This is a genomic window from Rhodopila sp. (assembly GCF_965277165.1).
In the GTDB taxonomy this organism is placed as follows: domain Bacteria; phylum Pseudomonadota; class Alphaproteobacteria; order Acetobacterales; family Acetobacteraceae; genus Rhodopila.
The window spans coordinates 1,555,512-1,579,876 of the sequence record NZ_CBDICE010000005.1 but is presented as its reverse complement, the minus strand read 5'-3'; the positions used below and the strand labels follow the sequence as shown (position 1 = coordinate 1,579,876).

18 protein-coding genes, 1 tRNA gene and 2 pseudogenes are annotated in these 24,365 nt (G+C 63.9%); 13 read left to right on the top strand and 8 right to left on the bottom strand.

What is annotated here, in order from left to right:
- Positions 1-264: 264 nt before the first annotated feature.
- Positions 265-1,803 (top strand): DegQ family serine endoprotease, encoded by a 1,539-nt coding sequence (locus ACQY4Y_RS07965; RefSeq protein WP_428490014.1) that lies wholly within the window; start codon positions 265-267, stop codon positions 1,801-1,803.
- Positions 1,804-1,808: 5 nt separating this feature from the next.
- Complete coding sequence (gene tam, locus ACQY4Y_RS07960; RefSeq protein WP_428490013.1) at positions 1,809-2,579, top strand: trans-aconitate 2-methyltransferase; 771 nt, start codon at positions 1,809-1,811, stop codon at positions 2,577-2,579.
- A 67-nt stretch (positions 2,580-2,646) separates the two neighbouring features.
- On the opposite strand, the gene ACQY4Y_RS07955 is transcribed toward tam, so the two are convergent.
- Together ACQY4Y_RS07955 and serB are read right to left on the bottom strand one after the other, a co-directional pair.
- On the bottom strand, positions 2,647-4,731 hold the full coding sequence (locus ACQY4Y_RS07955) for a methyl-accepting chemotaxis protein (RefSeq protein ID WP_428490759.1): 2,085 nt from the start codon (positions 4,729-4,731) through the stop codon (positions 2,647-2,649).
- Positions 4,732-4,863: 132 nt separating this feature from the next.
- The gene (gene serB / locus ACQY4Y_RS07950) at positions 4,864-5,760 is read right to left on the bottom strand and encodes a phosphoserine phosphatase SerB (protein ID WP_428490012.1); all 897 of its coding nucleotides are present in this window, start codon (positions 5,758-5,760) and stop codon (positions 4,864-4,866) included.
- Between the two features lie 110 nt (positions 5,761-5,870).
- Between serB and miaA the strand changes: the two genes are divergently transcribed.
- From miaA to ilvN, 3 genes are all read left to right on the top strand, one after another.
- Positions 5,871-6,830 carry a tRNA (adenosine(37)-N6)-dimethylallyltransferase MiaA gene (miaA, locus tag ACQY4Y_RS07945; protein WP_428490011.1) on the top strand — a complete coding sequence of 320 codons (960 nt, stop codon included), beginning with the start codon at positions 5,871-5,873 and terminating at the stop codon, positions 6,828-6,830.
- Positions 6,831-6,885: 55 nt separating this feature from the next.
- The gene (locus tag ACQY4Y_RS07940; RefSeq protein WP_428490010.1) at positions 6,886-8,664 is read left to right on the top strand and encodes an acetolactate synthase 3 large subunit; all 1,779 of its coding nucleotides are present in this window, start codon (positions 6,886-6,888) and stop codon (positions 8,662-8,664) included.
- 99 nt (positions 8,665-8,763) lie between these two features.
- Entirely contained in the window at positions 8,764-9,282 is a 519-nt protein-coding gene (gene ilvN, locus ACQY4Y_RS07935; protein ID WP_428490009.1) for an acetolactate synthase small subunit, read from the top strand.
- A 17-nt stretch (positions 9,283-9,299) separates the two neighbouring features.
- Here the strand turns inward: ilvN and ACQY4Y_RS07930 are convergent, their stop codons facing one another.
- Complete coding sequence (locus tag ACQY4Y_RS07930) at positions 9,300-10,784, bottom strand: hypothetical protein (protein WP_428490008.1); 1,485 nt, start codon at positions 10,782-10,784, stop codon at positions 9,300-9,302.
- A gap of 193 nt (positions 10,785-10,977) precedes the next feature.
- Between ACQY4Y_RS07930 and ACQY4Y_RS07925 the strand changes: the two are divergent.
- Positions 10,978-11,106: pseudogene (locus ACQY4Y_RS07925) on the top strand (ketol-acid reductoisomerase); the annotation flags it as partial.
- 68 nt (positions 11,107-11,174) lie between these two features.
- Here ACQY4Y_RS07925 and ACQY4Y_RS07920 read toward each other — a convergent pair.
- Together ACQY4Y_RS07920 and rutA are read right to left on the bottom strand one after the other, a co-directional pair.
- Positions 11,175-11,597: a GFA family protein gene (locus ACQY4Y_RS07920; protein WP_428490007.1), complete on the bottom strand. Its 423-nt coding sequence runs from the start codon at positions 11,595-11,597 to the stop codon at positions 11,175-11,177.
- Between the two features lie 219 nt (positions 11,598-11,816).
- The gene (gene rutA, locus ACQY4Y_RS07915) at positions 11,817-12,878 is read right to left on the bottom strand and encodes a pyrimidine utilization protein A (protein WP_428490006.1); all 1,062 of its coding nucleotides are present in this window, start codon (positions 12,876-12,878) and stop codon (positions 11,817-11,819) included.
- 500 nt (positions 12,879-13,378) lie between these two features.
- Between rutA and ACQY4Y_RS07910 the strand changes: the two are divergent.
- Positions 13,379-14,761, top strand: a pseudogene (locus ACQY4Y_RS07910) (CheR family methyltransferase); the annotation flags it as partial.
- Between the two features lie 416 nt (positions 14,762-15,177).
- Here the strand turns inward: ACQY4Y_RS07910 and ACQY4Y_RS07905 are convergent.
- Positions 15,178-16,325 (bottom strand): IS630 family transposase gene (locus tag ACQY4Y_RS07905; RefSeq protein ID WP_428490713.1). Its coding sequence is split into 2 segments (ribosomal slippage): positions 15,178-15,866 and positions 15,866-16,325, totalling 1,149 coding nucleotides; the frame shifts between segments, so codons are not numbered across the junction.
- A gap of 93 nt (positions 16,326-16,418) precedes the next feature.
- On the opposite strand from ACQY4Y_RS07905, the gene ACQY4Y_RS07900 reads away from it, so the two are divergent.
- From ACQY4Y_RS07900 to ACQY4Y_RS07875, 6 genes are all read left to right on the top strand, one after another.
- Positions 16,419-17,744, top strand: a complete 1,326-nt coding sequence (locus tag ACQY4Y_RS07900; protein ID WP_428490005.1) for a sensor histidine kinase — start codon at positions 16,419-16,421, stop codon at positions 17,742-17,744.
- 2 nt (positions 17,745-17,746) lie between these two features.
- A complete protein-coding gene (locus ACQY4Y_RS07895) occupies positions 17,747-18,133 on the top strand; it encodes a response regulator (RefSeq protein WP_428490004.1) in 387 nt (128 codons plus the stop codon).
- A 306-nt stretch (positions 18,134-18,439) separates the two neighbouring features.
- Positions 18,440-20,149 carry a GMC family oxidoreductase gene (locus ACQY4Y_RS07890; protein WP_428490758.1) on the top strand — a complete coding sequence of 570 codons (1,710 nt, stop codon included), beginning with the start codon at positions 18,440-18,442 and terminating at the stop codon, positions 20,147-20,149.
- A 78-nt stretch (positions 20,150-20,227) separates the two neighbouring features.
- Positions 20,228-20,303 (top strand) — tRNA-Lys (locus tag ACQY4Y_RS07885).
- A 485-nt stretch (positions 20,304-20,788) separates the two neighbouring features.
- Complete coding sequence (locus ACQY4Y_RS07880; protein WP_428490003.1) at positions 20,789-21,097, top strand: MFS transporter; 309 nt, start codon at positions 20,789-20,791, stop codon at positions 21,095-21,097.
- 267 nt (positions 21,098-21,364) lie between these two features.
- Positions 21,365-21,505: a hypothetical protein gene (locus tag ACQY4Y_RS07875; RefSeq protein WP_428490002.1), complete on the top strand. Its 141-nt coding sequence runs from the start codon at positions 21,365-21,367 to the stop codon at positions 21,503-21,505.
- Positions 21,506-21,569: 64 nt separating this feature from the next.
- Here the strand turns inward: ACQY4Y_RS07875 and ACQY4Y_RS07870 are convergent, their stop codons facing one another.
- Together ACQY4Y_RS07870 and ACQY4Y_RS07865 are read right to left on the bottom strand one after the other, a co-directional pair.
- Complete coding sequence (locus ACQY4Y_RS07870; RefSeq protein ID WP_428490001.1) at positions 21,570-22,316, bottom strand: sulfite exporter TauE/SafE family protein; 747 nt, start codon at positions 22,314-22,316, stop codon at positions 21,570-21,572.
- Between the two features lie 5 nt (positions 22,317-22,321).
- Positions 22,322-24,361, bottom strand: coding sequence for an NAD(+) synthase (locus ACQY4Y_RS07865; protein ID WP_428490000.1), 2,040 nt, complete (start codon positions 24,359-24,361; stop codon positions 22,322-22,324).
- Positions 24,362-24,365 lie beyond the last annotated feature (4 nt).

The window sequence follows — 24,365 nt, the reverse complement described above, 5'->3', positions numbered from 1 at the left end:
CGTGTGGGATCAGCAGGCCACTGAAAACAAACAGCTAATCGCGAGGCCGATGTTCGCCTGATATGCCGAACTTCGGGCTCGAGGCAATAATATCCTGCCGCCGAACTGCCGCACCATGCGGGGGACGCTGACGATAAGCAGGCCACTGCCAGCAAACAGCCAGTGGCGCGAGGCTGGGTTAGCCTGCTATGGCAAACCTTGCACTCGGGATACCAGCTTCTGAATTCCGGACCATATGCGGCTAATTCGCCAGGGAAACCTATCATGCGCCTATTCCGCTCCACCGTTGCCCGCGTCTTCCTGCTGGGTGCGTCCTTTGCGCTGGTGACCCCGGCCGTGCCGCTGATGCAACCGGCACACGCGCGCCCCGCTCCCGACAGCTTCGCCGATCTGGCGGCGAAACTGCTGCCTGCCGTGGTCAATGTGTCGTCCAGCCAGACGATCACCGCGAAAAACGGCGGCCCCGGCGCTGGTCCGGAGATTCCGATGTTCCCGCCGGGGTCGCCGTTCGAGCAGTTCTTCAAGGATTTCCTCAACCGCAACCGTCCCGGCCAGGGCGGCAATGGCGGCGACAACCAGCCGCCGCCACGCCGCGCGCAGAGCCTCGGTTCGGGCTTCATCATCGATCCGGCGGGCTACGTGGTCACCAATAATCACGTGATCGAGGGCGCCGACGAGGTGTCGGTCACGCTGCAGGACAATACCACCCTGAAGGCCGAAATCGTCGGGCGTGACGAAAGCGGCGATATCGCGCTGCTGAAGGTGAAGGCCGACAAGCCGCTGCCGACGGTCGAATTTGGTGACTCCAGCCAGTCCCGTGTCGGCGATTGGGTGCTGGCGATCGGCAACCCGTTCGGCCTGGGTGGCACCGTCACCGCGGGCATCGTCTCGGCCCGGGGACGCGACATCCATCAGGGCCAGTATGACGACTTCATCCAGACCGACGCCGCGATCAACCGCGGCAACTCGGGCGGTCCGCTGTTCAACATGAGCGGCCAGGTGATCGGCATCAACACCGCGATCTTCTCGCCATCCGGCGGTTCAATCGGGATCGGCTTCTCGATCCCGTCCAACATGGCGAAGAACATTGTCGCCCAGTTGAAGCAGTACGGCCACCCAAGGCGCGGCTGGCTGGGCGTGAAGATCCAGCAAGTGACGCCCGATATCGCCGAGAGCCTGGGACTGAAGGACGCCTCCGGCGCCATGGTGGCCGGCATCACTGACGGCGGGCCAGCCGAGAAGGCGAAGATCCACAGCGGCGACATCATCCTGAAGTTCGATGGCCAGGACGTGAAGGAGATGCACAACCTGCCGCGCATCGTGGCCGACTCTACGGTCGGCAAGGACGTGCCGGTGGTGCTGTGGCGCGACGGCAAGGAAATGACGGTGCAGACGGTCCTGGCGGAGCGTCCGGCCGACGAGCAGCTTGCCTCGGCTGATGCCACCAAGCCGGCCGACGCCACCAAGCCGACCGCGATTTCCGGGCTGGGCCTCAAGATCGCGCCAGTCAGTCAGGAATTGAAGGACAAGTTCCAACTGCAGGATAGCCAGAAGGGCGTGGTCATCACCGACGTCTCGCCCAACACGCCGGCGGCGGAACGTGGCCTGAAGCCGGGCGATGTCATCATGGAAGTGCAGCAGGGCGAGGTCACTTCACCCGACGATGTGCGCAAGCAGGTCGACGCGGCCCGCAAGGCCGACCGCAAGTTCGTGCTGATGCTGATCCAGCGCGAGGGGGGCGTGCAGTATGTGCCACTGTCGCTGTCCAAGGTTCCCGCCGCCAAGGACAAGCAGCCCGGGTAGACGTCGTGTCCTGGTCGGCTGCGCAGTACACCGGTTTCGAGCAGGAGCGGACCCGCCCGGTGCGCGATCTGGTCGGCGCCATGCCATCGGGCGAGGTGCGCCAGGCGGTCGATCTCGGCTGCGGGCCGGGAAACTCCACCGAAGTCCTGGCGGCGCGTTTTCCCACCGCCGAGATCCTCGGTCTGGACAGTTCCCCCGACATGATCAAGGCCGCCAGGCAACGGCTGCCGAAGCTGCGGTTCGATCTGGCTGATATCGCCGCCTGGGATGCGCCCGCCGGGTTCGACCTGATTCTGGCCAATGCGTCGCTGCAATGGCTGCCGGATCACGCGGCGCTGATGCCCCGGCTGGTCGCGAAGCTGGCGACCGGCGGATGGCTGGCGGTGCAGATGCCGGACAACCTGGACGAGCCGGCGCACCGGCTTATGCGCGAGGTGGCGGCGGGCGGCCCATGGTCGGGCAAGCTGGCCGGCGCCGCCGATAGCCGGGCGCCGCGTCTGCCAGCCGAGTGGTACTACGCCCTGCTGCGGCCCCACGCGGCGCGGGTCGATGTGTGGCGCACCACCTATCACCACGTGCTGACAGGCGGCACCGACGCGGTGATCGAATGGTTCAAGGGCAGCGGATTGCGGCCCTTCCTGGCGCCATTGGACACGGCCGAGACCAAGGGGTTTCTGTCGGCCTACCGGGCGGCACTGGTTGATGCCTACCCGACCCTGCCGGACGGGTCCGTGCTGCTGGCGTTCCCACGGTTGTTCTTTATCGCGACGCGGTAAGATCGCACGCCTGCCTGGGGCCCGCGGCCACACATCACGATCTGGCTTTAGAGGTGACCGGAAGCCGCTAAGCCGCCTTCACCGCCGCCAGGAAGTCCTCGATCCCCTGCTTCAGTCGATCCGACTGCGCGGCGACCATGCCGGCCGCGCCGAGCACCTGGGTCGCGGCGTCGCTGACCGCGGTTGAAGCCTGCGTCACACCCGCGATGTTGCCCGACACCTCTTGCGTGCCGCGCGCCGCTTCCTGGACGTTGCGGGCAATCTCGTGCGTGGCCGCGCTTTGCTCCTCGGTCGCACTGGCGATCGTGGTGGCGATCTGGCTAATGGTCTCGATGGTGCCGGCGATGCCCTGGATCGCCTTCACCGCTTCGCCGGTGCTGGCCTGAATGTCGGCGACCTGGGTGGAGATTTCCTCCGCCGCCTTGGCCGTCTGGGTCGCCAGCGACTTTACGTCGGAAGCGACAACCGCGAACCCCTTGCCGGCATCACCCGCCCGCGCCGCCTCGATCGTCGCGTTCAGCGCCAGCAGGTTGGTCTGCCCGGCAATGCTCTGGATCAGGCCGATCACCTCGCCGATGCGCTGGGCCCCGAGCGACAGTTGCTGCACCGTGGCGTTGGTGCGCTCCGCCTCGTCCACCGCCTTGCGTGCGACCGCCGCCGATCCGCCCACCTGGCGGCCGATTTCGCCGCTGGCGGCAGACAACTCCTCAGTCGCAGTCGCCACCGTCTGCACATTGACCGACGTCTGCTCCGACGCCGCGGCGACGGCGTTCGCCTGCCGGCTGCTCTGCTCCGCGGTCGCGGTCAGCGTTTGCGCGGTGGTCTCCATTTCCGTCGCTTGCGAGGACAGCATTCGCAGCAGTTGCGCGACCTGTTGCTCGAAGCCATCAGTCAGTTGCTGCAGCCGTTGCGCCCGGCATTGCTTGGCCTCGTATTCGGCATGTTGGTCCGCCTCCATCCGCTGCCTGGCGAGTGCGTTCTGCCGGAAAATCTCCAGCGCCTGGGCCAGGCTGCCGACCTCGTCGCCGCGGTCGCGGTATGGCACTTCGATCGCAAGCTCGCCGCCCGCCACCCGCGACATCGCGGCCGAGACCACGTTGATCGGCCGCGCCACGCGTCGCCACGCCACGCCGAAGCCCAACAGCGCGACGCCGAGCGACACCACCAGCACGCCGATCTGCACAACCAGCATCGCCTCCGCCCGGCGCAGTTCCGCATCGACATGGGCGACGATGGCGTCCAGCGCGGCCATCGGGATCGCCACCAGCAGGTCCAGCGCGGCGTTCGACGCGTGCACCAGCTCGGCGTCCGAGATCGGCGGTTCGGCGCCTTTCGCCACAGCCTGCTCGATCGCGGTGCGCAGCTTGATGAAGCTGCCGAAATATCCGTCATTAGCCGCATTCACCGCGACCAAGACCGGCGTTGGAACACCGGGCCGGTCGATCAGATCGTGCAGCAGGTGCCAGCCGGCGCCGACCTCGCCGCGCAGCTTCGCCATCCCTGCCATGAGCTGCGGGGTCAGCGCCCGGGCGGCCATCGCGGCCTCGATGTCGTTGCGCTCCAGGCCGGCTCCGTCGCGCACCACGTAAGACGCCTCCTTGATCGCCACCAGCTCGGCGATCACCGGGTCGAGCATGCGGATCTGGTCGCTGAGCGCGAGCGAGATCCGCTCCAGGCTGTCGATCAGCGCGGTCGCGCCGTCGTTCCATTGCCGAGCGATTCCGGCCGGTCTTGCCGCCAGCGTCTGGCGCAGCGCGGCATCGACCTCGGGACGGATCGCCGCGACCTTCCGCAGCGCCTTGCGCAGCACCGCGATCTGGTTGGCGGTGGTGCATTCGACCTTGGCACAGGCCGCGAACAGCGCGTCCAGCGCGGGGCCCACCTTGGCGCGCAACGGCGGCAGGCTGGCGGTGAAGCCAGGGTCAGCCGGTTCGGGCGCTTCCAGCGCCGCCCTGGTCGGCCCACGCTCTTGTCGGGCTGCCTGCAGCGCAACGAAGAGGTAGCGGTTCGCCGCCGCAAGCTGCTCGGCGCGGCTGGCCTGACGTTCCTGATGCACAGCTCGGATCGAGGAATTGACGGCTTGGCCGCTCAGCAGCAGCGCAGCGAGGCCGAACAGGATGTAAAGCGAGGTGCTGATCTTCAGATGGGGCATCGACCGCACGGCGTGGGTTCCTGAACTGTGCTGAGCATGTCGGCGCGAAAGGCTGCGACCAGCATAGGGACCCCAGGATTAACAACCGATTAACTTTCAAGCCGCCTCCAAGCCGCGCCATCGCCCGACGGTTCAGGCGCCGGGCCGATCCCATCGCGAGACCACGAACGCCGAGGCCGGATACCCTTGGGCGAACAGCAGCGCGCGCAAATCGGCGTGCTCAACCCTGGTCCGCGCTTGGCTCGCAACCACCGGCTTGGCGTGAAACGCAACGCCGAGGCCGGCGGCGCGGATCATATCGAGGTCATTCGCCCCATCGCCGACGGCTAGCGTGGCGTGCAGCCTGACCCCGCGCTGGGCGGCAAGCTCATGCAAAGCCGCCAACTTGCTATCGCGGTCCCGGATCGGCTCCGCCACCTGCCCGGTCAGCCTCGCGCCATCGTCCAGCAGCAGATTCGACCGATGCACATCGAAGCCAAGCCTGGCCGCCACCCTGGCGGTAAAGAAGCTGAAGCCGCCGGACACCAGCGCGGTCAGCGCACCGCGGGCCCGCATCGTCGCCACCAGCTCGGCCGCCCCTTGGGTCAGCCGGACCTGCTGCCACGTGCTCTCCAGCGCCGCCAGATCCAGCCCCTTGAGCATCGCCACGCGCTCACGCAGGGCGGCCTTGAAATCCAGCTCCCCATTCATCGCCCGCCGCGTGATCGCCGCGATCCGCTCGCCGATCCCGGCATGGCCGGCGAGTTCATCCAGTGTCTCGCCGGTGATGATGGTGCTATCCATATCGGCGATCAGCAGCGCCTTCCGCCGGCCGCGGCTCTTGGTCACGATTGCATCGATCGGCTTGTCCCCGAGCGCTTGGTGCAGGGCGGCCGGATCCAGCGGCACCGACAGCGGAATGTCCGCCGCCTCCCCGGCCGACAGCACGACCGGAGGCGCGCCGCGAACCGCGTTGCGGATCTGGTTGAGCAGGGCCGGGGTCAGGCTGGTCGCCTCGCGCTGCGCCACGATGGTGAGTATATCGGTCATCTCGGCCGGACCCTGGCAAAGCGCCGTGCCCCATGCAAGGGAACCAACGTCGTGCAAGAACCCAACACCGCGCAAGGAAACCAAACCAAAAGAATCGATAAGGACGCTCGATGGCCCACCTGCCGCTCGCGCTGATCGTCGCCGGCCCGACCGCCAGCGGGAAATCCGCCCTGGCGCTGGCCATCGCCGAACGTCTGGACGGCTGCATCATCAACGCCGACTCGATGCAGGTGTATCGCGAGCTCCGCGTGCTGACCGCGCGTCCCACGCCGGAACAGGAGGCGCGGGTTCCACATCGACTCTACGGTGTCCGCCCGGCGGCCGAGGCCGGCAGCGTCGCCTGGTGGCGGACCCAGGCGCTGGCCGCGATGGAGGAGACGCGCGCCGCGGGCCGGTTGCCGATCCTGACCGGCGGTTCGGGCATGTATTTCGCCGCGCTGACCGATGGGCTGGCCGACATTCCTGACCCCGGGCCAGCGGCCCGCGCCGAGGCTCGTCGGCTGCTTGCCGAACAAGGCGCCGCCCCGCTGCACAAAAGCCTGGCCCACGTCGACCCAGCCACCGCCGCTCGGCTAAACCCCGAGGACAGCCAGCGCATTGCCCGTGCCTGGGAGGTCTGGCGCGGCACCGGGCGCGGCCTGGTGGCGTGGCAGGCCAATCGCGGCCCGGCCGCGCCGTGGCGCTTCAAAGCCATTCTGCTGGATCCGCCGCGCGATGCGCTGCGTGCGGCGATCGCCGCCCGCTTCGGGGCGATGCTGAACGATGGCGCGCTGTGCGAGGTGCGGGCGCTGCTGGCGTTGAACCTCGATCCCAGCCTGCCGGCGTTGCGCGCCCACGGCGTGCCGGAACTGGCAGCCCATCTGCGGGGCACGCTGTCATTACAGCAGGCTGGACGCCGTGCCGAATTGGTCACCGGTCAATACACCAGGCGGCAGGCGACATGGTTCCGGCATCATCCGCTCGCCCCCGCGACCGACGTAAGCACGATCAATGCTAGATATGCCGGATTTACGCAATTATCGGAAAGTGAGCAAGTCAATTTGTTCACGTTTATTCAAGACGTGGCTTGACCCTAACATCCAGGAGGCTTATCCGTTCGGGTGTTCAACAACAGGAGCCGAAGGTATGTCGGCGGAATTGGCCCGGTCGGGAGCAGAAATCCTTCTACGCGCGCTCAAGGATCAGGGCGTAGAGGTTATCTTCGGCTATCCTGGCGGTGCCGTGCTGCCGATCTATGACGCCCTGTTCCAGCAGAACGCGATCCGCCACGTGCTGGTTCGCCAGGAAGGCGGCGCGGTGCACGCCGCCGAGGGCTACGCTCGCTCCACCGGGCGGGTCGGCGTTGTGCTGGTCACCTCTGGTCCGGGTGCCACCAATGCGGTAACCGGTCTGGTCGATGCGCTGATGGATAGCATTCCGATTGTCTGCCTGACCGGGCAGGTGGCGACGCACCTGATCGGCAACGACGCCTTCCAGGAGGCCGACACCACCGGCATCACCCGCCCGGCCACCAAGCACAACTACCTGGTCAAGCGGGCCGAGGATCTCGCCCGCGTGGTGCACGAGGCGTTTTATGTCGCCCGCAGCGGTCGTCCCGGCCCAGTGGTGATCGACCTGCCGAAGGATATCGTGATCAATCCGGCACCCTATGCCGAACCCGCGGCCCAGCATCCCAGCTACCGGCCGCGCACCGAACCCGATCTTGGCCAGATCGCCAAGGCGGTGGCCCTGATGAAGCAGGCAAAGCGGCCGATGATCTATGCCGGCGGCGGCGTGATCAATGCCGGCCCGGCGGCGTCGGAGGCGCTGACCCGGCTGACCCGGATCACCGGGTTTCCGATCACCAATACGCTGATGGGCCTGGGCTGCTACCCGGCCAGCGACCCGCAGTTTCTCGGCATGCTGGGCATGCACGGCACGTACGAGGCGAATCTCGCGATGCATGGCTGCGACATGATGCTGGCGGTCGGCGCGCGGTTCGACGACCGGGTCACCGGGCGGCTGAACGCGTTCAGCCAGGGCTCGCGCAAGATCCACATCGACATCGACGGCTCCTCGATCAACAAGAACGTGCCGGTCGAGGTGCCGATCATGGCCGACGCCGGCCAGGCGCTCAGTGCGTTGCTCGCCGCCTGGCAGGCCAGCGATGACCCGGTGGACAAGCCCGCGCTGGCGTCCTGGTGGCGCCAGATCGATGGCTGGAAAGCCAAGGACAGCCTGAAATTCACCCAGGACCCCAAGCCCGGCAGCATCATCAAGCCGCAACATGCGATCCGGCGGCTCTTCGAGCTCACCCAAGCCCGCAACAAGGAGGTCTACATCACCACCGAGGTCGGACAGCACCAGATGTGGGCCGCTCAGCATTTCCATTTTGAGAAGCCGAACCGCTGGATGACCTCGGGCGGCCTCGGCACCATGGGATACGGGCTGCCGGCCGCCATGGGGGTGCAGATCGCCCATCCGGAGGCCTGCGTGATCGACATCGCCGGCGAGGCATCGATCCTGATGAACATCCAGGAAATGGGCACCCTGGCGCAGTATCGCCTGCCGGTGAAGGTATTTATCCTGAACAACCAGTACATGGGCATGGTGCGGCAATGGCAGGAACTGTTGCACGGCAGCCGCTACTCGGAAACCTACTCGGCGGCTCTGCCCGATTTCGTCACGCTGGCGCAGGCGTTCCATGCCACCGGCATGCGGGCGAAATCGGTTGATGAGCTGGATGGCGTGATCAATGCGATGCTGGATTGCCCGACCGCGGTGATCGCCGACATCGCGGTCGATCAGACCGAGAATTGCTTCCCGATGATCCCCAGCGGCGCGGCGCACAGTGAAATGCTGCTGGGTCCGGAGCATGAAGCCTCCGGCGCCGGCATCACCGACGCGGGCATGGCGCTGGTCTGATCGCACTGCCGCTTGCAATCGGGGTCGCGGCCAGGGGTTCGCCGCGAGGCATGGCCTCGCGCGTGCCGGTTTTTGCTTCCTTCTCATTTGGTTCCGACGATGCCCAGCCCGACTGACACGACGCAGCGCAGCGCGACCATATCGGTCCTGGTTGATAACGAGTCCGGTGTGCTGGCGCGCGTCATCGGGCTGTTCTCCGGCCGCGGCTACAACATCGACAGCCTGACCGTGGCCCCGGTCGATGCCGCCGGGCAGCGTAGCCGCATCAATATCGTTACTTCCGGAACCAGCATGGTGATCGAGCAGATCAAGGCCCAGCTCGACCGGCTGGTCCCGGTGCATCGGGTCGCCGACCTGACGATGGACGGCCCGCACGTCGCCCGCGAACTGGCGCTGGTCAAGGTGATAGGCAGCGGTGAGCAGCGCGTCGAAGCGCTGCGTATCGCCGATAGCTTTCGTGCCCACGTGGTGGACACCACGCTGGGGAGCTTTGTGTTCGAGCTGACCGGGGCGGTGGAGAAAATCGACGCGTTCATCGAGCTGATGCGGAATCTGGGCCTGGCGGAGGTGTCCCGCAGCGGGATTGCCGCTTTAGCCCGGGGCACCAACGTCATCTGAAGCCCCGGCGCGCGTGCTCAGCCCGCGCCGCGCGTCGGCACCACCGCGATGTCCACTGACGGACGCAGCTTGGCGCACACTTGCAAAACCTCGTGGATATTACTCGTCAAGAACTTATCGAACGGCGTGTTGTCCTGCACGGCGTTCTGGTCGATCGCCGGAAACGCCTGCTGCTTCAGGATGTAGTCGAACCGCGACGCCCACTTGCGGGCCCCCAGCCGCGCCGTGGTCGAGCAGTTGTCGACCATGTAGGAGACACCTTTGTAGTCCATATAGGGATTGAGTGAATCCACCGCCTCGATAATGGATTCGTTGGCGATCTCCGAATACGGGTGGCCCCGGTCCTGCAGCAAATCGACCTGCGCCATCATGCACGCGAGATAGACGCCGGCGGTCTCGGCATTGATCGGCGCGTAATTGCGGCCGGTGTTGGCCCGCACCGTCTCGCCCACCGTCCACATATCGGTACTGTCGATCTTGCCCATCGGATAGGTGGCGTGGCGGCGGGTGGCGTTGATCACGCTGCGCACCTCGTTGCCGGAGGCGACGTCGTCGTAAATCTCCTCGAGGATCTCGCGGCACGGATGATAGGCGGCATTGTAGGCATCACGGAACGCCGCCTTCTCGGTGTCATCGAGCTGCTCGTAGACCGCCTTCAGGCCGGAGCGGGAAATCGTCTTGCTGATCGGGCCGGTGATCGACTCCGAGGTATTGAGGTAGGCGTCATCCTTCGCCATGCCCTGGCCGGTGTAGCGGGCATACAGGCTCTCCGCCAAGCCATGCACGGCGCCCAGCAAGATGCCGCGCTCCCCGAAGATGTCCGACTTATATTCCGATTCCAGTGTGGTCTCGAAAGTGTAGGGCGAGCCCAGCGCGACCGACCAACCCAGCGCGTAGTCTGTGGCCTTGCCGTTGACGTCCTGGTGCACCGCGAAACTCGCGTTGATGCCGGCACCGTTGACCTCACGGCCCTGCTCATACAGACGCCGCACCGAGGGGCCCATGCCCTTGGGACAGACGGCAACGACGTTGATGTTCTTCGGGAAGTCATCGCCTTGGGCCTGCAAATGGGACAGCAGGAAGCCATGGCTCAGGCCCAGCGTCGCGCCGGGGCGAAACGCGCCCAGGATCTTCTTGTAGTTTTCGGCGAAAGCCGCATCGGAAATCAGCAGCAGCGCCATGTCGCTTTCGCGAATGACCTGATACATCTCCCCCAGAGTGCCATTCGCCCCGGTGAAGCCGACCTGCTCGGCCTCCCGCATCGAGGACGAGCCTTCGCGCAGGCCCACTTTGACCCGGATGCCCGAACCTTCCAGCGACTCACGCAGGTTTTGCGCCTGGGCCGGTCCTTGCGAGGACCAGCCGATGACGCCGATCTGTTTGATGCCGTCAAACGCCTTCGGCAGCAATGGGAAAAGGTGACGGCCGCCGGCGACGATGGTTTCCTCGCGGTCTGCCATCTTGACCAAGCGGGTTTCGAATACCTTGGAGGTAAAACTCATCGGCCGGATCCTTAGCTCAGGCAGCGGTTGCATCTGGCTGCGCTCAGTGCAGGGGCGGCGGAGTGCAGTCAAGCGCAAAAGGCGCCGACCTGCCCTGATATTGGCCTGACGGCGCATCGACTTTGGACCAACGATCAGGGGCTTTGTCGGACAAACCTCGTCGGCATCCGGCCCCGATATCTCATGATCGCACCCAAAAATCCCCGGCTATACCGTGCGCCGAGACTATAAACGCGGCGGCGGCGTGCCCTGCCTCGTCGCCATCGCCCAGGATCTCTCCGACAACGCCATGGACGCCGCGCTGTCCTGCTTGGGTAGTGTCTCAGTTTGAATTTCGGCTTTCGCGCCTTTGCGTTCGTTCGAATGCTGAATGACACTCATCGCAAACGGTTATTTCGCGGACACTCGTCCACCGATGATGCGAGCCTCTTGCACATAGTCGAAGCCACCGTTGCCCGGCCACGCACGTCCGTCAGGATAGCACAACTCTATTCCGGCAAGATCCTTCTCATCCGCCAGACGCATATTGACGCCCAGTTGGACGTTCCCGAACTTCGATATCGCGCTCGTGGTCAGAATAAAGTGCGTCGTCGAACCGCAATTTGCGCAGAACTGGACTTCCGCGGCAGGGTCTTCTTTATCTTCCCGACTATACCCCTTCGTCGTTCCCTCGATGACGACGTCCGAGGGATGAAAATAGGCCCAGCGGGCGCCAGTTTTGCTACAGAGCGTGCAGTTGCACTCGTTGATGAAGTCCGGTTGCTTTGGGGTTTGGATGCGGACTTGGCAGCAGAGGCAATAGAGCTTCAGCATTCCCGTGTCATAGCAGGAGATCCGCCTGCCCGAAAGCGGCCGTTCGGTTTCCCTTAAAGCCGAAATCCAACTGAGACACTACCCCTGCTTGGGGTGGCTTGGATTGCGGCTTGCGCTTGTGTTACCGGAGCAAATTTGGAACCATGCCGTTGAACCTGTCGATCACGAATGTCCCGGATCGAGCCGTGCAGCGGCTGCCTGAGCAGGGGGCCACTCAGATCACTTTCGACTAGCCATTAGCGGTTGGATGCGTTGGCCGAAAGTCTCCATGCCCAGGATGAAGTCGTCGAACGTCAGCATTACCCCGGCGAGGCCGTCGACGGTCGCCAGTTCATCCAGCATCCGGGCGACGGTGGCATAGGACCCGACGACGGTCCCCATGTTGAAGTTCACCGCCGAGACCGGGTTGATCATGCTTTGCGCGGTGCCCCCGGCATCGGCCTTGTCGTCATTGCCGGCCTGGGCGCCGAGCCAGCTCAGGGCATCGAGATCCTTGCCGGCTTTGTAGCACTCCCATTTGGCCTGCGCGGCGGCATCGGTTTCGTCGGCGATGACCATGAACAGGGCATAGGCGCCAACGTTGCGCCCGGTCTTGGCGACCGCCTTCAACAGCCGCTCGATCGTGGCGCTGCATTTCGTCGGGGTATTGACACCCTCGCCCAGGCAGAAGTTGAAGTCGGCGTGCTCCGCCGCGAACGCCATGCCGACGTCGCTCTGTCCGGCGGAGACGATCTTCGGCATCACCGACGGACGTGGACTGAGTTTGCAGTCGGTCATCTGGAAATAGGCGCCCTTGTGGTCGGAGGTTCCGGTTTCCCACAACTGCCGCATTACCGTCACGTATTCGGCGCTGTACTCGTAGCGACGCTCGTAGTGCTGCTGTCCCGGCCATAGGCCCATCTGGGTGTATTCGCCCTCGGCCCAGCCGGAGACGATGTTGATCCCGAACCGGCCCGGCGCGATGCTGTCGATGGTGGCCGCCATGCGCGCCGCGATCGCCGGCGGCAGGGTGAGCACGGCGGAGGACGCGTAAAGCTGGATACGCTGCGTCACTGCGGCGATCCCCGCCATCAGGGTGAAGCTTTCCAAGGCATGGTCCCAGAACTCGCTCTCGCCGCCGAACCCACGCAACTTCACCATCGACAAAGCAAATTCAAATCCATACTGCTCGGCTAACAATGTGACGTCGCGGTTCAGCGCGAAGCTGGTGTTGTACTGCGGCGAAGTCTTTGAGATCAGCCAGCCGTTGTTGGCGATGGGGATGAAGACACCGAGGTCCATGTGCTGGCTCCCGTTGGATGTGTGATAACGATGGCAACCGCTTCCGGCGATGCACGAACCGCGCCATGCCGGTGGCCATCAATCCGGCATGTTTAGGAGGCAAAACGGCGGTGGGCCGCCGTTATATCCAACTGACGTCGGCTTTCGGGGCGTCATGGCATTTGCATCACTGAAACTTGGGCCACTTTATCCGCAACGAGACGTTTTGTTATTGTTACAATATCCTGTCAACCGCTTTCGCACGGTGTCCGAACCGGACGAGCAGCACAACCCTCGGTAAGTTGCGAGATCAAAACTGTCCGTCCTTGCCGCTGGGAAAGCCGAACGGTTTTGCTGCCTAATCTGTACGCGGCCTGCGCCTCGGATCGGCGGCGGCTTCTTGCGCGAGTCACAACGCGGTGGTTAGTTGTCCCGATGTGCTCCCCGCCGATGCACCGGGTCGTGCTCAGTTCGGCTGATCGATTATCGCCGCTGCACCGCGGTCGGCGTCACGACGCTTGATGAGCGACAATACGCCGTTGTGCGTGGTCGGCATCGGAGCTTCGGCAGGAGGGATCGAGGCATTTCGTCAGTTTTTCGTCGAGATGCCGGCGGACAGCGGTGTTGCGCTTATTGTCGTCCTCCACCTTGCGCCCAACCGCAAGAGCATGCTGACGGAGATCCTCGCACGGTGGACCGAAATGGCGGTGACCGAGGCGTCCGACGGGCAGGCCGTCGTGGCAAACCAGGTTCTGGTCGTGCCCGGAGGCACTGTCGCCAAATACCTCGACGGACATCTCTTTTTGCATCGGACACCGCTCGCCTCGGCGCGCGAGACCGCGCCGATCGATGCGCTGTTCGATTCATTGGCGGCATCGTTGAACGAGGACGCAATCGGCGTCGTGCTTTCCGGCACCGGCCACGATGGAACGCTCGGACTGAAGGCGATCAGGGCGCGGGGTGGCCTGACCCTGGCACAAGGCGAAAACGGCACCGCACCGGAATACGCCGGCATGCCGGAAAGCGCGGTCGCCGCCGATGCTGTCGATCTCCACGTACCGGTGGAGCAAATGGCCGGCCATATCCTCGCGGCGCGGAAAGTTCGGCTCGCGGCGGCGCGAGCGGCCGCTCAGACGACGCCGGATGTGGAAAGGATCCGTCTGGCGATCTGCGACATCCTGCGATCGCGCCTGGGCCACGATTTCAGCCAGTATAAACAGCAAACCTTCATGCGGCGCGTGTTGCGGCGCATGCAGGTGCTGCGGCTGAGTACCTACGACGATTACCTCGACCGGATCACCAACGACCGCGAGCAGGTTTTGGCGCTGTTCCGCGACCTGCTGATCAATGTGACCAGCTTCTTTCGCGACGCCGCGACATTCGAGGCCCTGAAGAAGACCATTATCCCTCGGCTGTTCCAGGACAAGGATGCAACCGGAGATTTGCGGATCTGGGTGCCAGGCTGCGCCACCGGCGAGGAAGCCTACTCGCTGGCAATGCTGTTTCGCGAGCACATGGATACTTTATCCACGCTGCCGAAAGTGCAGATATTGGCCAGCGACATTGATGAAGTCGCGGTTGCTACGGCCCGCGCTGGGCGGTTTCCACTGACGCTACTGGAAGGTCTTTCAGCCGAACGGCGGTCTCGGTTTTTCGCCGAAAGCCCCGGCGGCGCGGTGGTCCGGCAAGAGATCCGGGACCTCTGCACATTCTCCGTGCACAGCCTGGTCCGCGATCCGCCGTTCTCCAGGATCGATCTGATTTCCTGCCGCAACTTATTGATTTATATGAATAATGATCTGCAAGACCGGATCATTCCCATCTTCCACTATGCTTTGCCTCCCGGCGGTATTCTGATCCTCGGGGTTTCCGAAACGGTCGCTCGTCACGAGCGGTTGTTCGAGCCGCGTGAACGCTCGACGCGGATCTTTGTCCGCCGCGATGGCCCCGCCGAAATGCCGCAGCTTTATCAATTGCCGATCGACAGCCGACGTTCAGGGAAGGGCGCAACGCTGGCAAGTGATCCGAAAGCGCATTGGCAACGGGCAGTCGAGTTCGCCAGCAAGCGCGTTTTGGATCGCTACGCGGCCCCGTTCGTGGTGGTGACCGCGTTCGGTGACGTGGCGCTTTTCTCCAGCCATACCGGCCGCTTCCTGGAGCCCGCGCGGGGCGCGCCAAGCAGCAACCTGTTCGACATGGCGCGCCAAGGCTGGGGCCTGGAACTGCGCGCCGCGTTGCGGCGATGTGTCGAGACCGGCCAGCCGGTGGAGCAGTTTCGCTCCATCGTCACCGCCGACGGGTCGCTAGTACTTCGAGTCGTTCATAGTGCGGGGTACAACCGCTTCAGCTTGACGCGGGCATCGGCGGTGGTGAACTGCCAGTCGGCTTTGACATGTTTCTTGTTACGGCTGCCCTCCCATGCGGCGACTTCCTCGGTCAGAGTTTGCTTGTCCGCGATCCGCCGATCGAGGCACTGACCCGACAAGGCGCTGAGCTCGGATTCAGCCATATCCAGCCAACTGCCGTGCTTTGGCGTGTAGTGCCATTCGAACCGCTCCACCAGCCGGCGGGCCTCTGCGGCGGGAAAAGCCTCGTAGAGCGACGCCGGCTTGTGGGTATTGAGATTGTCTTGCATCAGCACGATTTTCTTCGCCTTCGGAAAATTCATGTCGGCTATGGCTTTGAGGATCTGAGCATAATCCACGGCCGTGTGGCGATCTGTCACCTCGACATGGCGCCAGCCTTCCAGGGGGGCGAAGATCATGAACAGATTAGCGGTTCCATTACGCTTATACTCGTAATCGTAGCGTGCCGGTTGCCCAGGCCTGCCAGCGATGGCTACACGCGTTTCGGCGACCAATTGTTTCGAGGTCTCGTCCACGCAGACCACAGGATACTCTGGATCGTGCGGCCTCTGATAAACCTCAAGAACGTCCTCCATTCCGGCTACAAAGGCGGCGTTGGCGTCCGGCGGGATCACCCATTGCTTTTGTAGATGCGGCTTAAGGAGGTTTTTTTTAGCGTCCGCCCGATCGTGTTGTCGCTGGCGCGGTCGACGATCTTCAGTTCGACAACGTGCTCTTCAAGGAGTTGTAGCGTCCACCGCTTGCGACCCTTCGGCGGGTCGGAACAAGCCAGCGCGATCAGTTTAGCCTCGGCGGCTCCGTCGAAAATGCGCGGTCTGGCCGAGGCTGGGGAATGCTTGCGGACCAGAACGGCCTCGAACCCCTCTTCCACCATTTGCTGGCGGGTCCGTGCGACCGTGTCGACGCTGGTATCGAGGGCTGTTGCGATTTGTCTGTCGCTCCAGCCGTCGCCCGCTTGCGCGCTGTCGGCCTTCAACAGAATGCGGGCCCGGGTCAGTTGCCGGGCCGGGTGGTTGCCCGCGTGGATCAGCGTGTTGAGGCGATCCCGCTCCTCTTCGCTGAGCTTCACCACATACCTTTTTCCAGCAAGTCGTTCCGCGATCACGAAGCATCTCCGTCGTTGCGGAACTATCGATTCGAAGAATGGCCGCGAAATCAATGACAGGAGGTACTAGCCGCTCCGGTCCGCCTGATCGTGGAGAAGCTGCCGGGTCCCGAAGATTCCGCGCTCTATTTGATCGTCTTCGTCGAGGTCGATTCGCCGCATCGGTCGGACAACCGGGCGCACACCGCCGCGGTGCCCGAGGCTACTTCGTCGATCACTCAGTTCGAGAACGAAAATCGCGACCTGCTGGAGCAATTGCGCTCGGTTGGCGAAGAGCATGCCGCGACCGTGGAGGAACTCCGCAGTTCCAACGAGGAACTGCAATCCGTGAACGAGGAGCTGCAATCGACCAATGAGGAACTGGAAACCTCGCGCGAGGAAATTCAGTCGATCAACGAGGAACTCAACACCGTCAACGCGCAACTGACCGCCAAGGTCGAACAGCTCGACCGCAGCAATGGCGACCTGAAGAACCTGTTCGACAGCACCAGGGTGGCCACTATATTCCTTGATCCGTTCCTGGTGATCCGCAGCTTCACGCCGGAGATCGCCAAGATCTACAACCTGATCCCGAGTGACTTGGGCCGGCCGCTGACCGATATTGTCAGCCGACTGACCTACAAGACGTTGCACGACGACGTGCAGAGCGTGCTTCGGACGCTGCAGCCGATGGAAAGGCGGGTCGAACGCGACGATGGTTCGGCGTACTACCTGATGCGCATCCTGCCGTATCGTGGTCCCGACAGTACTATCGACGGCTCGCTGATCACGTTCGTCGATGTCACCGGCATCGTCCACGCCGAGCAACATCAGCGTATGCTGGTCGATGAGCTGAATCACCGGGTTAAGAACATGTTGACGGTGGTGATCTCACTGGCGACCACCACTTTGCGCCGGGCCACAACGTTGGAGGGTTTCCAAGAGGTGTTCCTTGGACGGATCCATGCGCTGACCGCGGCCTATGCGCTGCTCAGCCGCGACGGCTGGTCGCCGGTCCCGCTGCGGGAAATCCTGACCGAGGAGCTGAAGCCGTTCATGTCGGGCGACCAAGCGAATGTGATGCTAGACGGCCCAACGGTGCTGCTTGAGCCGCGCGCCGCGCTGGCGCTGGGAATGGCGACGCATGAACTGACGACCAATGCGGTGAAGTATGGTGCGCTGTCGGTGGCAGAGGGGAACGTTGTTGTCACCTGGTGCGTTACACCTAAATCAGGCGAAGAGTGGTTGCAGCTGATCTGGACGGAACGAAACGGACCGCCGGTGAGGAGGCCGGATCGTCGCGGGTTTGGCATGACCATGATCGAGCGGGGATTTGCTCATGATGTCGGTGGCGAAGTGACAATTGATTTCGCGGCAAACGGTGTTGTCGCCACGTTCAGCGCGCCGTTGCCGAATTACCTCCCGCCGGGGTCTTGATGATGGCTCACGACAAGCCGGGACGCTTGACTGGCAAACGGATCTTGATCGTCGAAGACGAGATGTTGGTTGCGTTTTTGATCGAAGAATTTCTGTTTGACTTCGGCTGCAGCACGGTCGGGCCATGCGGCGATGTGGCGACGGCGCTGGAAGCGGTGCGGACCGAGGCGTTCGATCTGGCGGTTTTGGACGTCAATCTGGCCGGTGAAAAAGTCTATCCGGTGGCTGAACTGCTGGCCGAACGGCAGATCCCATTCTTGTTCCTCTCTGGTTACGGCGAAGAGGCGATTCCGGCGGGCCATGACGATTGGCGCGTGTGCGCCAAGCCGTTCACCAGCGACAACCTCAAGAAGGAAATGTCGGCGGCGTTGACGGCGCCGGCTCACTGAACCAATAGCCGTGCCACTGTTCGCCTGTTTGCGGCGCAACTGGCTCTTGCGCCGCGCCCCGAACGGGGAGAGTGAGCGCCGCGACTGCTAGTATCGCGCATCAGTGAAGCGCGATACGTCGCCCGTTGTTCGAGTATCCGACTCACGCGCCGAATCGCGGGACGATTTCCGTCCTGCGCTTCTCTGCGATCGGATACTAAACGCACCTACCAGCGCGGCGGCCACCGAGGCGGTCCGCACTTGTGCCGAGCGTGCGATCAGGGTGATCCTTCGGCACAAACTGCTGGGAGGAACATGGTGTCATCGATGATGTTCGACGTGATTATCGTCGGCGGCGGGTCCGCCGGGTCCGTGCTGGCCAACCGGCTATCGGCGCGCAGCCAGAACAAGGTGCTGTTGCTGGAAGCCGGCCAGGACACGCCGCATGGCAAAGTGCCGGAAGCAGTGCTGGATTCCTATCCCGGAACCGCCTACCTCAACCCGAACTACACCTGGAACAAGCTGAAGGTCACCACCGAGGTGATCTCGCACAACAACCCCGACGAGCAGGCGCCGCCGCTGCGGACCTATGAACAGGCGCGCATCCTGGGCGGCGGGTCGTCGATCAACGGGCAGTTGGCCAATCGCGGCGCACCGACCGATTACGATGACTGGGCAGCGAGCGGCGCGGCAGGCTGGGACTGGAACGGCGTGCTGCCGTATTTCAAGAAGGTGGAGCGCGACATGGACTTTGACGGTCCATGGCACGGGTGCGAAGGGCGCATCCCGGTGCGGCGCATTTTTCCCGACCTCTGGCCCGAACACGCAAAGGCGGTCGGGCGCGCGTTCGAGCAGTCGGGTTGGAAATTCATCCAGGACCAGAACGCGGCGTGGGAGGACGGCTATTTTCCGATCACCATCTCCAACGCCTACGAACGCCGGGTATCGGCCGCAATCGGCTATCTCGATCCCGGCACGCGGCTGCGCGAAAACCTGACGATTCGCACCGATAGCCAAGCCTGCGAACTGATTTTCGATGGCCAGCGCTGTGTCGGAGTCAAGGCGGTGGTCGCCGGCAGGGCCGAGGAGTTCCGCGGCCAAGAGGTCATCCTGTCCTGCGGTGCCATCCACTCGCCGGCGCACTTGATGCGCGCGGGGATCGGGCCGGCCGCGCATCTGCGGGAACACGGCATCGAGGTACGGGCCGCGTTGCCCGGGGTGGGCCAGCGGCTGCAGGACCATCCCGCCGTCGCGGTCGCTGCCTTCCTGAAGCCGCATGCCCGGATCATCAACGACTATTCCAGGCGCCATATCTACACCGGGCTGCGCTACTCCTCCAACCTGGCGGGCATTCCGCCCGGCGACATGTTCACCGTGGTGACCAGTAAAACCTCCTGGCATGCGGTCGGCGAACAGATCGGGTCGTTCATCGTGACGGTCTACAAGACCTATTCGGAGACCGGGTCGGTCCGCCTCCGATCGCCGAACTGGTCCGATGAGCCGCAGGTGGATTTCAACCTGCTGTCGGACCAGCGCGACCTGGAGCGCATGATGGACGGCGTGCGCCGGTTCGCCGCGTTGCACCTGACGCCGGAGATGCAGACCGTGGTCGAGGACGCGTTCCCCGCCAGCTACAGCGACAAGGTGCGCCAGGTCGGGCTGCACAGCTCCAAGAACAAGCTGATCACCGACGTGCTGGCCAAGGCGCTGGATGGGCCGGCGGCGCTGCGCAAATATCTGATCAGGAACCTGGTGATGGAGGGCGTCACCCTGCAGGACGTGCTGACCGACGACGACAAGCTGGAGGCGTTCGTGCGCAAGGCCGCCGTCGGCGTGTGGCACGCCTCCTGTACGTGCCGCATGGGCGCCGACGGCGACCCGATGGCGGTAACCGACCCGGCGGGGCGCGTGCGGGGGGTGGACGGCCTGCGCGTGATCGATGCCTCGGTATTTCCCGCGGTGCCCTGCGCGAATACCAATTTTCCGGTGCTGATGACGGCCGAGAAGATGGCGGACGCAATCCTGGCCGGGGCCTGAGGCCGGCGGCCCGATGGTGGCCGGGGGCGGGGGTTGCATTGCGGGGCAAGCTTGCTAGAACCCGCCCTTCGCAAGTGCGGGCGCATAGCTCAGTTGGTAGAGCAGCTGACTCTTAATCAGCGGGTCGTAGGTTCGAATCCTACTGCGCTCACCAGCGATGCCATACATTTGGGTCGCAGAACCCGTTTCCGGAACCGCTGAGAGACTCAGCCTGTCTCACGGACATTGAATACTTGAGTGACGCGAAATTCTCTCGAAATTGATGGATAGCAAATCCGGTCGTGCGGAGTCCAACTTGCAGGAAATGCATGTCGTAGGCCGTTGTGGGCATAGACCACGCAACGCTCTGCCAACAGAGATCGCTTCGGCCTATTTCGACGACCTGCTAAACCTCACGCCTCGGATGGTCAGGCATCCCATCCGGAAGCCAAAAAACAGGTAGAGCAAGCAATGTCTGGTTGCGAGGCGATCCCGAGTAAAAAAAATTAATCAAAGATCAGTGGTTCTCCTAGTTGGCCGCGTGACTAGGGTGGACTCTTAGTGCCTTTGACTTCACTGTATTTCTTCTGATCACGTTGCCGATCTCGCAATATTATGGAATACCTCTGACAGAAGTGACCGCGGTATTCACCGTCACCTGTGTTCACCGTCACCTTGATCATGCGTCAGGCGGGCGCCACAATGCCCGGCTGGATGGCCGACCGTCTGGGTCGCAGAGCGCCGCTGATGATTTCCATCCTCCGGTACTCGGTTTGCAACTTCGTCGCCGGTTCCTCGCCCAGTTTCGCCTTCCTGTTCCGCGCGCTGCTCGGCATCGGAATGGGCGCGGAATGGCCGGCGGGCGCGGCCCTGGCCATAGAGTCCTGGCCACCCCGTTCGCGCGGCTTCATGTCCGGCGTGCTGCAGGGATCGTGGGGCATCCTACCTCGCCTACGCGATCCTTTATGAGCCGTTCGAAGGTATGGGCCATGGCTAAGGTTGGCGCAGCATGCTGATCCTGGGCGTCCTGCCGGCACTGGCCCTGCGTCTGGATCCGCTTCTACGTCAAGGAGCCGGAAGTGTGGGCCGACAACAAGAAAAGCCAGAACGAAAACCAGAACCAGATCAAGTTGCCGTTGCTGGCGCGCGTCGGCGGCAGGCTTCGTCTATCACCAGGGCGCGGTCTGGGGCGCCTTTGTCGCACCGACCATCGCCTATTATGCCGTGGATCAGAAAATGGGCTTCGCCATGCCGATGATGATAGGCACCATGGGGTCACTCGTTGTTCTGTTTATTGCCGTGTTCCTTGGCCCCGAAACGAAGGGCACGGTGATGACCGCCGACCGGGAAGTCATCAAGGCTGAAATGCCCGCCTGACGAGCCCTCGCCCTAAAAGCGGCCGGGACTTCGGTTCCGGCCGCCTTGACCTTGGGCCTATGGCTCAATACCTGCGCAGAAAAAACACCATGGTGACCGTGACACTCAGCGCCACCACGAACCAGCGCAGCACCGCCGGCGGCAAATGCCGAGCGAACCGGGCACCGTAGTAGCCCCCGGCAATCGCCGACACCATCATCGCCAACATCTCCGGCCAGCGCACCGCCCCCGCCGCAACGAAACACAGCACCGCCGACCCGTTCGCGGCGCTGACCAGCACGGTGCGAGGCGCTGCCATCACCGCCAACGGCGTGGTGTCGATCAACGTCCAGACCGCCATCATCATCAAGCCAATCGCGCCGCCGAAATAACCGCCGTACACCGAAAGCACGAACTGGATGGTCAGGAAAGCTGGGCGTCCGATGCGCACGTAGCGCCGCAATAGATCACCCAGATGCCGGCCGCCGAGAAACGTCAGCGTCGCCAGCAGCAACAGCCACGGGATAACCAGATCGAACATGCCGCCGGGCGTCACCAGCAACAGAATAGCCCCCAGCATCCCACCGGCCACGCTGATCGCCAACAACAGCCTGAGGCTGATCCCGGCGATGCCGCGCAAATCGTCGCGGTAGGCCCAGGCGCTCGCGATGGTGCCCGGAAACAGCGCAACCGTGCTCGTCGCATTGGCAGCGATCGGCGGCAGCCCGACCAACACCATCACCGGGAACGAAACGAACGACCCGCCGCCGGCGACCGCGTTCATCGTTCCGGCAAGCAAGCCTGCCAGGACCAAGAGAAAAACATGCTGCACGACACTTACGGCGACAGCGGCACGTTCTGTTCCAGCTCGGCCAGCCACGCCGCCGCGTTGCCGTCCGACGGCGCTCGCCAATCTCCGCGTGGCGACAGCGACCCGCCGGCGGACACTTTCGGCCCGTTCGGCATCGCGCTGCGCTTGAACTGGCTGAAGGCGAAGAACCGGGTCAGGAACACCCCCATCCAGTGCCGGATCTGCGCCAGGTCGTAGCCCACCTGCCGGTCGGCCTGAAAATGCGCCGGCCAATCCCCGCGCGCCGGGTCTTCCCATGCGTGCAGCGCCAGGAAGGCGATCTTCGAGGGTACAAATCCGTAACGCAGGATGTGAAACAGGGTGAAATCCTGCAGCGCATAGGGTCCGATCTTGGCCTCCGTGCTCTGCGGCGTTTCGCCCTCGCCCGTCGGCACCAGTTCGGGTGAGATCTCGGTCGCCAGGATCGCGTCCAGCGTGCCCAGCACATCGTCGGCGAAGCGCCGGGTCCCGATGATCCAGCGGATCAGATGCTGGATCAGCGTCTTCGGCACCCCGGCGTTGACGTTGTAGTGCGCCATCTGATCGCCGACACCATAGGTGCACCAGCCCAGAGCCAGTTCCGAGAGATCGCCGGTGCCGATCACCATGCCACCATTATAGTTGGCAATCCGGAACAGGTAGTCGGTGCGCAACCCCGCCTGCACATTCTCGAAGGTGATGTCGTAAACCGATTTGCCGCTGGCATAGGGGTGCCCGATATCGGACAGCATCTGTTTCGCCGCAGGTTTGATATCCAGCTCGCCCGCGGTCGCGCCCAGCGACTGCATCAACGCCCATGCATTGCTCTTGGTGTGGTCAGACGTCGCGAACCCCGGCAGCGTGTAGGCCAGAATCCCGTCACGCGGCAGTCCCAGCAGATCGAACGCCTGCGCACAGACCAGCAGCGCCTGGGTCGAGTCCAGGCCGCCCGAGATTCCGATCACCACCTTCTTCAACCCGGTTGCCCGCAGCCGCTGCGCCAGCCCGGAAACCTGGATGTTGTAGGCTTCGTAACAATCCTGCTCCAGCCTCGCCACGTCCGCTGGCACGAACGGAAAGCGCTCGACCTTGCGTCGGAATCCGACGTCGCCGGCCGGCGCGCCGACGGTGAATCCGACGCGACGAAACGCCCGCGCGTGGCGGCGGCGATTGGTATCGAAAGACCCCATCTGCAAGCGCTCCTGAGCCAGCATGTCGAGGTCGATATCGGCGATCGCCGCCTGGTCCGCTACGGGAAACCGTTCGGTCTCGGCCAAAGTGTTGCCGTTTTCGAACACCGAGGCCTGGCCGTCCCAGGCCAGATCGGTTGTCGATTCCCCGGTCCCGGCGGCAGCGTAGAGATACGCTGCCAAACAACGCGCGGACTGTGACCGGCACAGCAGCCGGCGGGTCTCGGCCTTGCCGATGGTGATGTTGCTGGCCGACAGGTTCGCCAGCACCGTGGCGCCGGCCACCGCTGCCTCTCCGCTAGGTGGGTTGGGCACCCAGACGTCCTCGCAGATCTCGGCGTGCACCACCAGGCCGCGCAGGTCGGACGCCTCCCACAACAGGTCGGTGCCGAATGGCGCGGCATGGCCACCGACGGCGATCGAACCGCCATCGGAGCCATCGCCGCTGACGAAGTGCCTGGGTTCATAGAATTCGCGATAGTTCGGTAAGTGAATCTTCGGCACCACCCCCAGCAGTTCGCCGCGGTGGATCGCCAGGGCGCAATTGTACAGGCTGCCCAGGTGCCGCAGCGGCGCCCCCACCAGCAGCAAAGGCATCAGCTCGGCCGACCCGGCGACCAGCGTCTCGACCGCGCTCTCGACCGCATCCAGCAGCGTGGTCTGCTGCAACAGGTCGCTGATCGCGTAGCCGGAAATGCCCAGTTCGGGAAACACCGCCACGGCCACCGACTGCCGGTCGCAATCGGCTGCCATGCGCAAGATCGATTGCGCATTGGTCGCCGGATCGGCCAGCGCCGTCCGAGTGGTGCAAGCGGCAACACGGGCGAAGCCGTGGCGATACAGCGAACGAAAACTCATCCCC

What these genes read in the sequence shown, in the direction of transcription:
- ACQY4Y_RS07965 (WP_428490014.1), top strand. Translation starts at nt 265, where the DNA reads ATGCGCCTATTCCGCTCCACCGTTGCCCGCGTCTTCCTGCTGGGTGCG.
- ACQY4Y_RS07955 (WP_428490759.1), bottom strand. Translation starts at nt 4,731, where the DNA reads ATGCCCCATCTGAAGATCAGCACCTCGCTTTACATCCTGTTCGGCCTC.
- serB (WP_428490012.1), bottom strand. Translation starts at nt 5,760, where the DNA reads ATGACCGATATACTCACCATCGTGGCGCAGCGCGAGGCGACCAGCCTG.
- miaA (WP_428490011.1), top strand. Translation starts at nt 5,871, where the DNA reads ATGGCCCACCTGCCGCTCGCGCTGATCGTCGCCGGCCCGACCGCCAGC.
- ACQY4Y_RS07940 (WP_428490010.1), top strand. Translation starts at nt 6,886, where the DNA reads ATGTCGGCGGAATTGGCCCGGTCGGGAGCAGAAATCCTTCTACGCGCG.
- ilvN (WP_428490009.1), top strand. Translation starts at nt 8,764, where the DNA reads ATGCCCAGCCCGACTGACACGACGCAGCGCAGCGCGACCATATCGGTC.
- ACQY4Y_RS07930 (WP_428490008.1), bottom strand. Translation starts at nt 10,784, where the DNA reads ATGAGTTTTACCTCCAAGGTATTCGAAACCCGCTTGGTCAAGATGGCA.
- ACQY4Y_RS07920 (WP_428490007.1), bottom strand. Translation starts at nt 11,597, where the DNA reads ATGCTGAAGCTCTATTGCCTCTGCTGCCAAGTCCGCATCCAAACCCCA.
- rutA (WP_428490006.1), bottom strand. Translation starts at nt 12,878, where the DNA reads ATGGACCTCGGTGTCTTCATCCCCATCGCCAACAACGGCTGGCTGATC.
- ACQY4Y_RS07895 (WP_428490004.1), top strand. Translation starts at nt 17,747, where the DNA reads ATGGCTCACGACAAGCCGGGACGCTTGACTGGCAAACGGATCTTGATC.
- ACQY4Y_RS07890 (WP_428490758.1), top strand. Translation starts at nt 18,440, where the DNA reads ATGATGTTCGACGTGATTATCGTCGGCGGCGGGTCCGCCGGGTCCGTG.
- ACQY4Y_RS07875 (WP_428490002.1), top strand. Translation starts at nt 21,365, where the DNA reads ATGGGCTTCGCCATGCCGATGATGATAGGCACCATGGGGTCACTCGTT.
- ACQY4Y_RS07865 (WP_428490000.1), bottom strand. Translation starts at nt 24,361, where the DNA reads ATGAGTTTTCGTTCGCTGTATCGCCACGGCTTCGCCCGTGTTGCCGCT.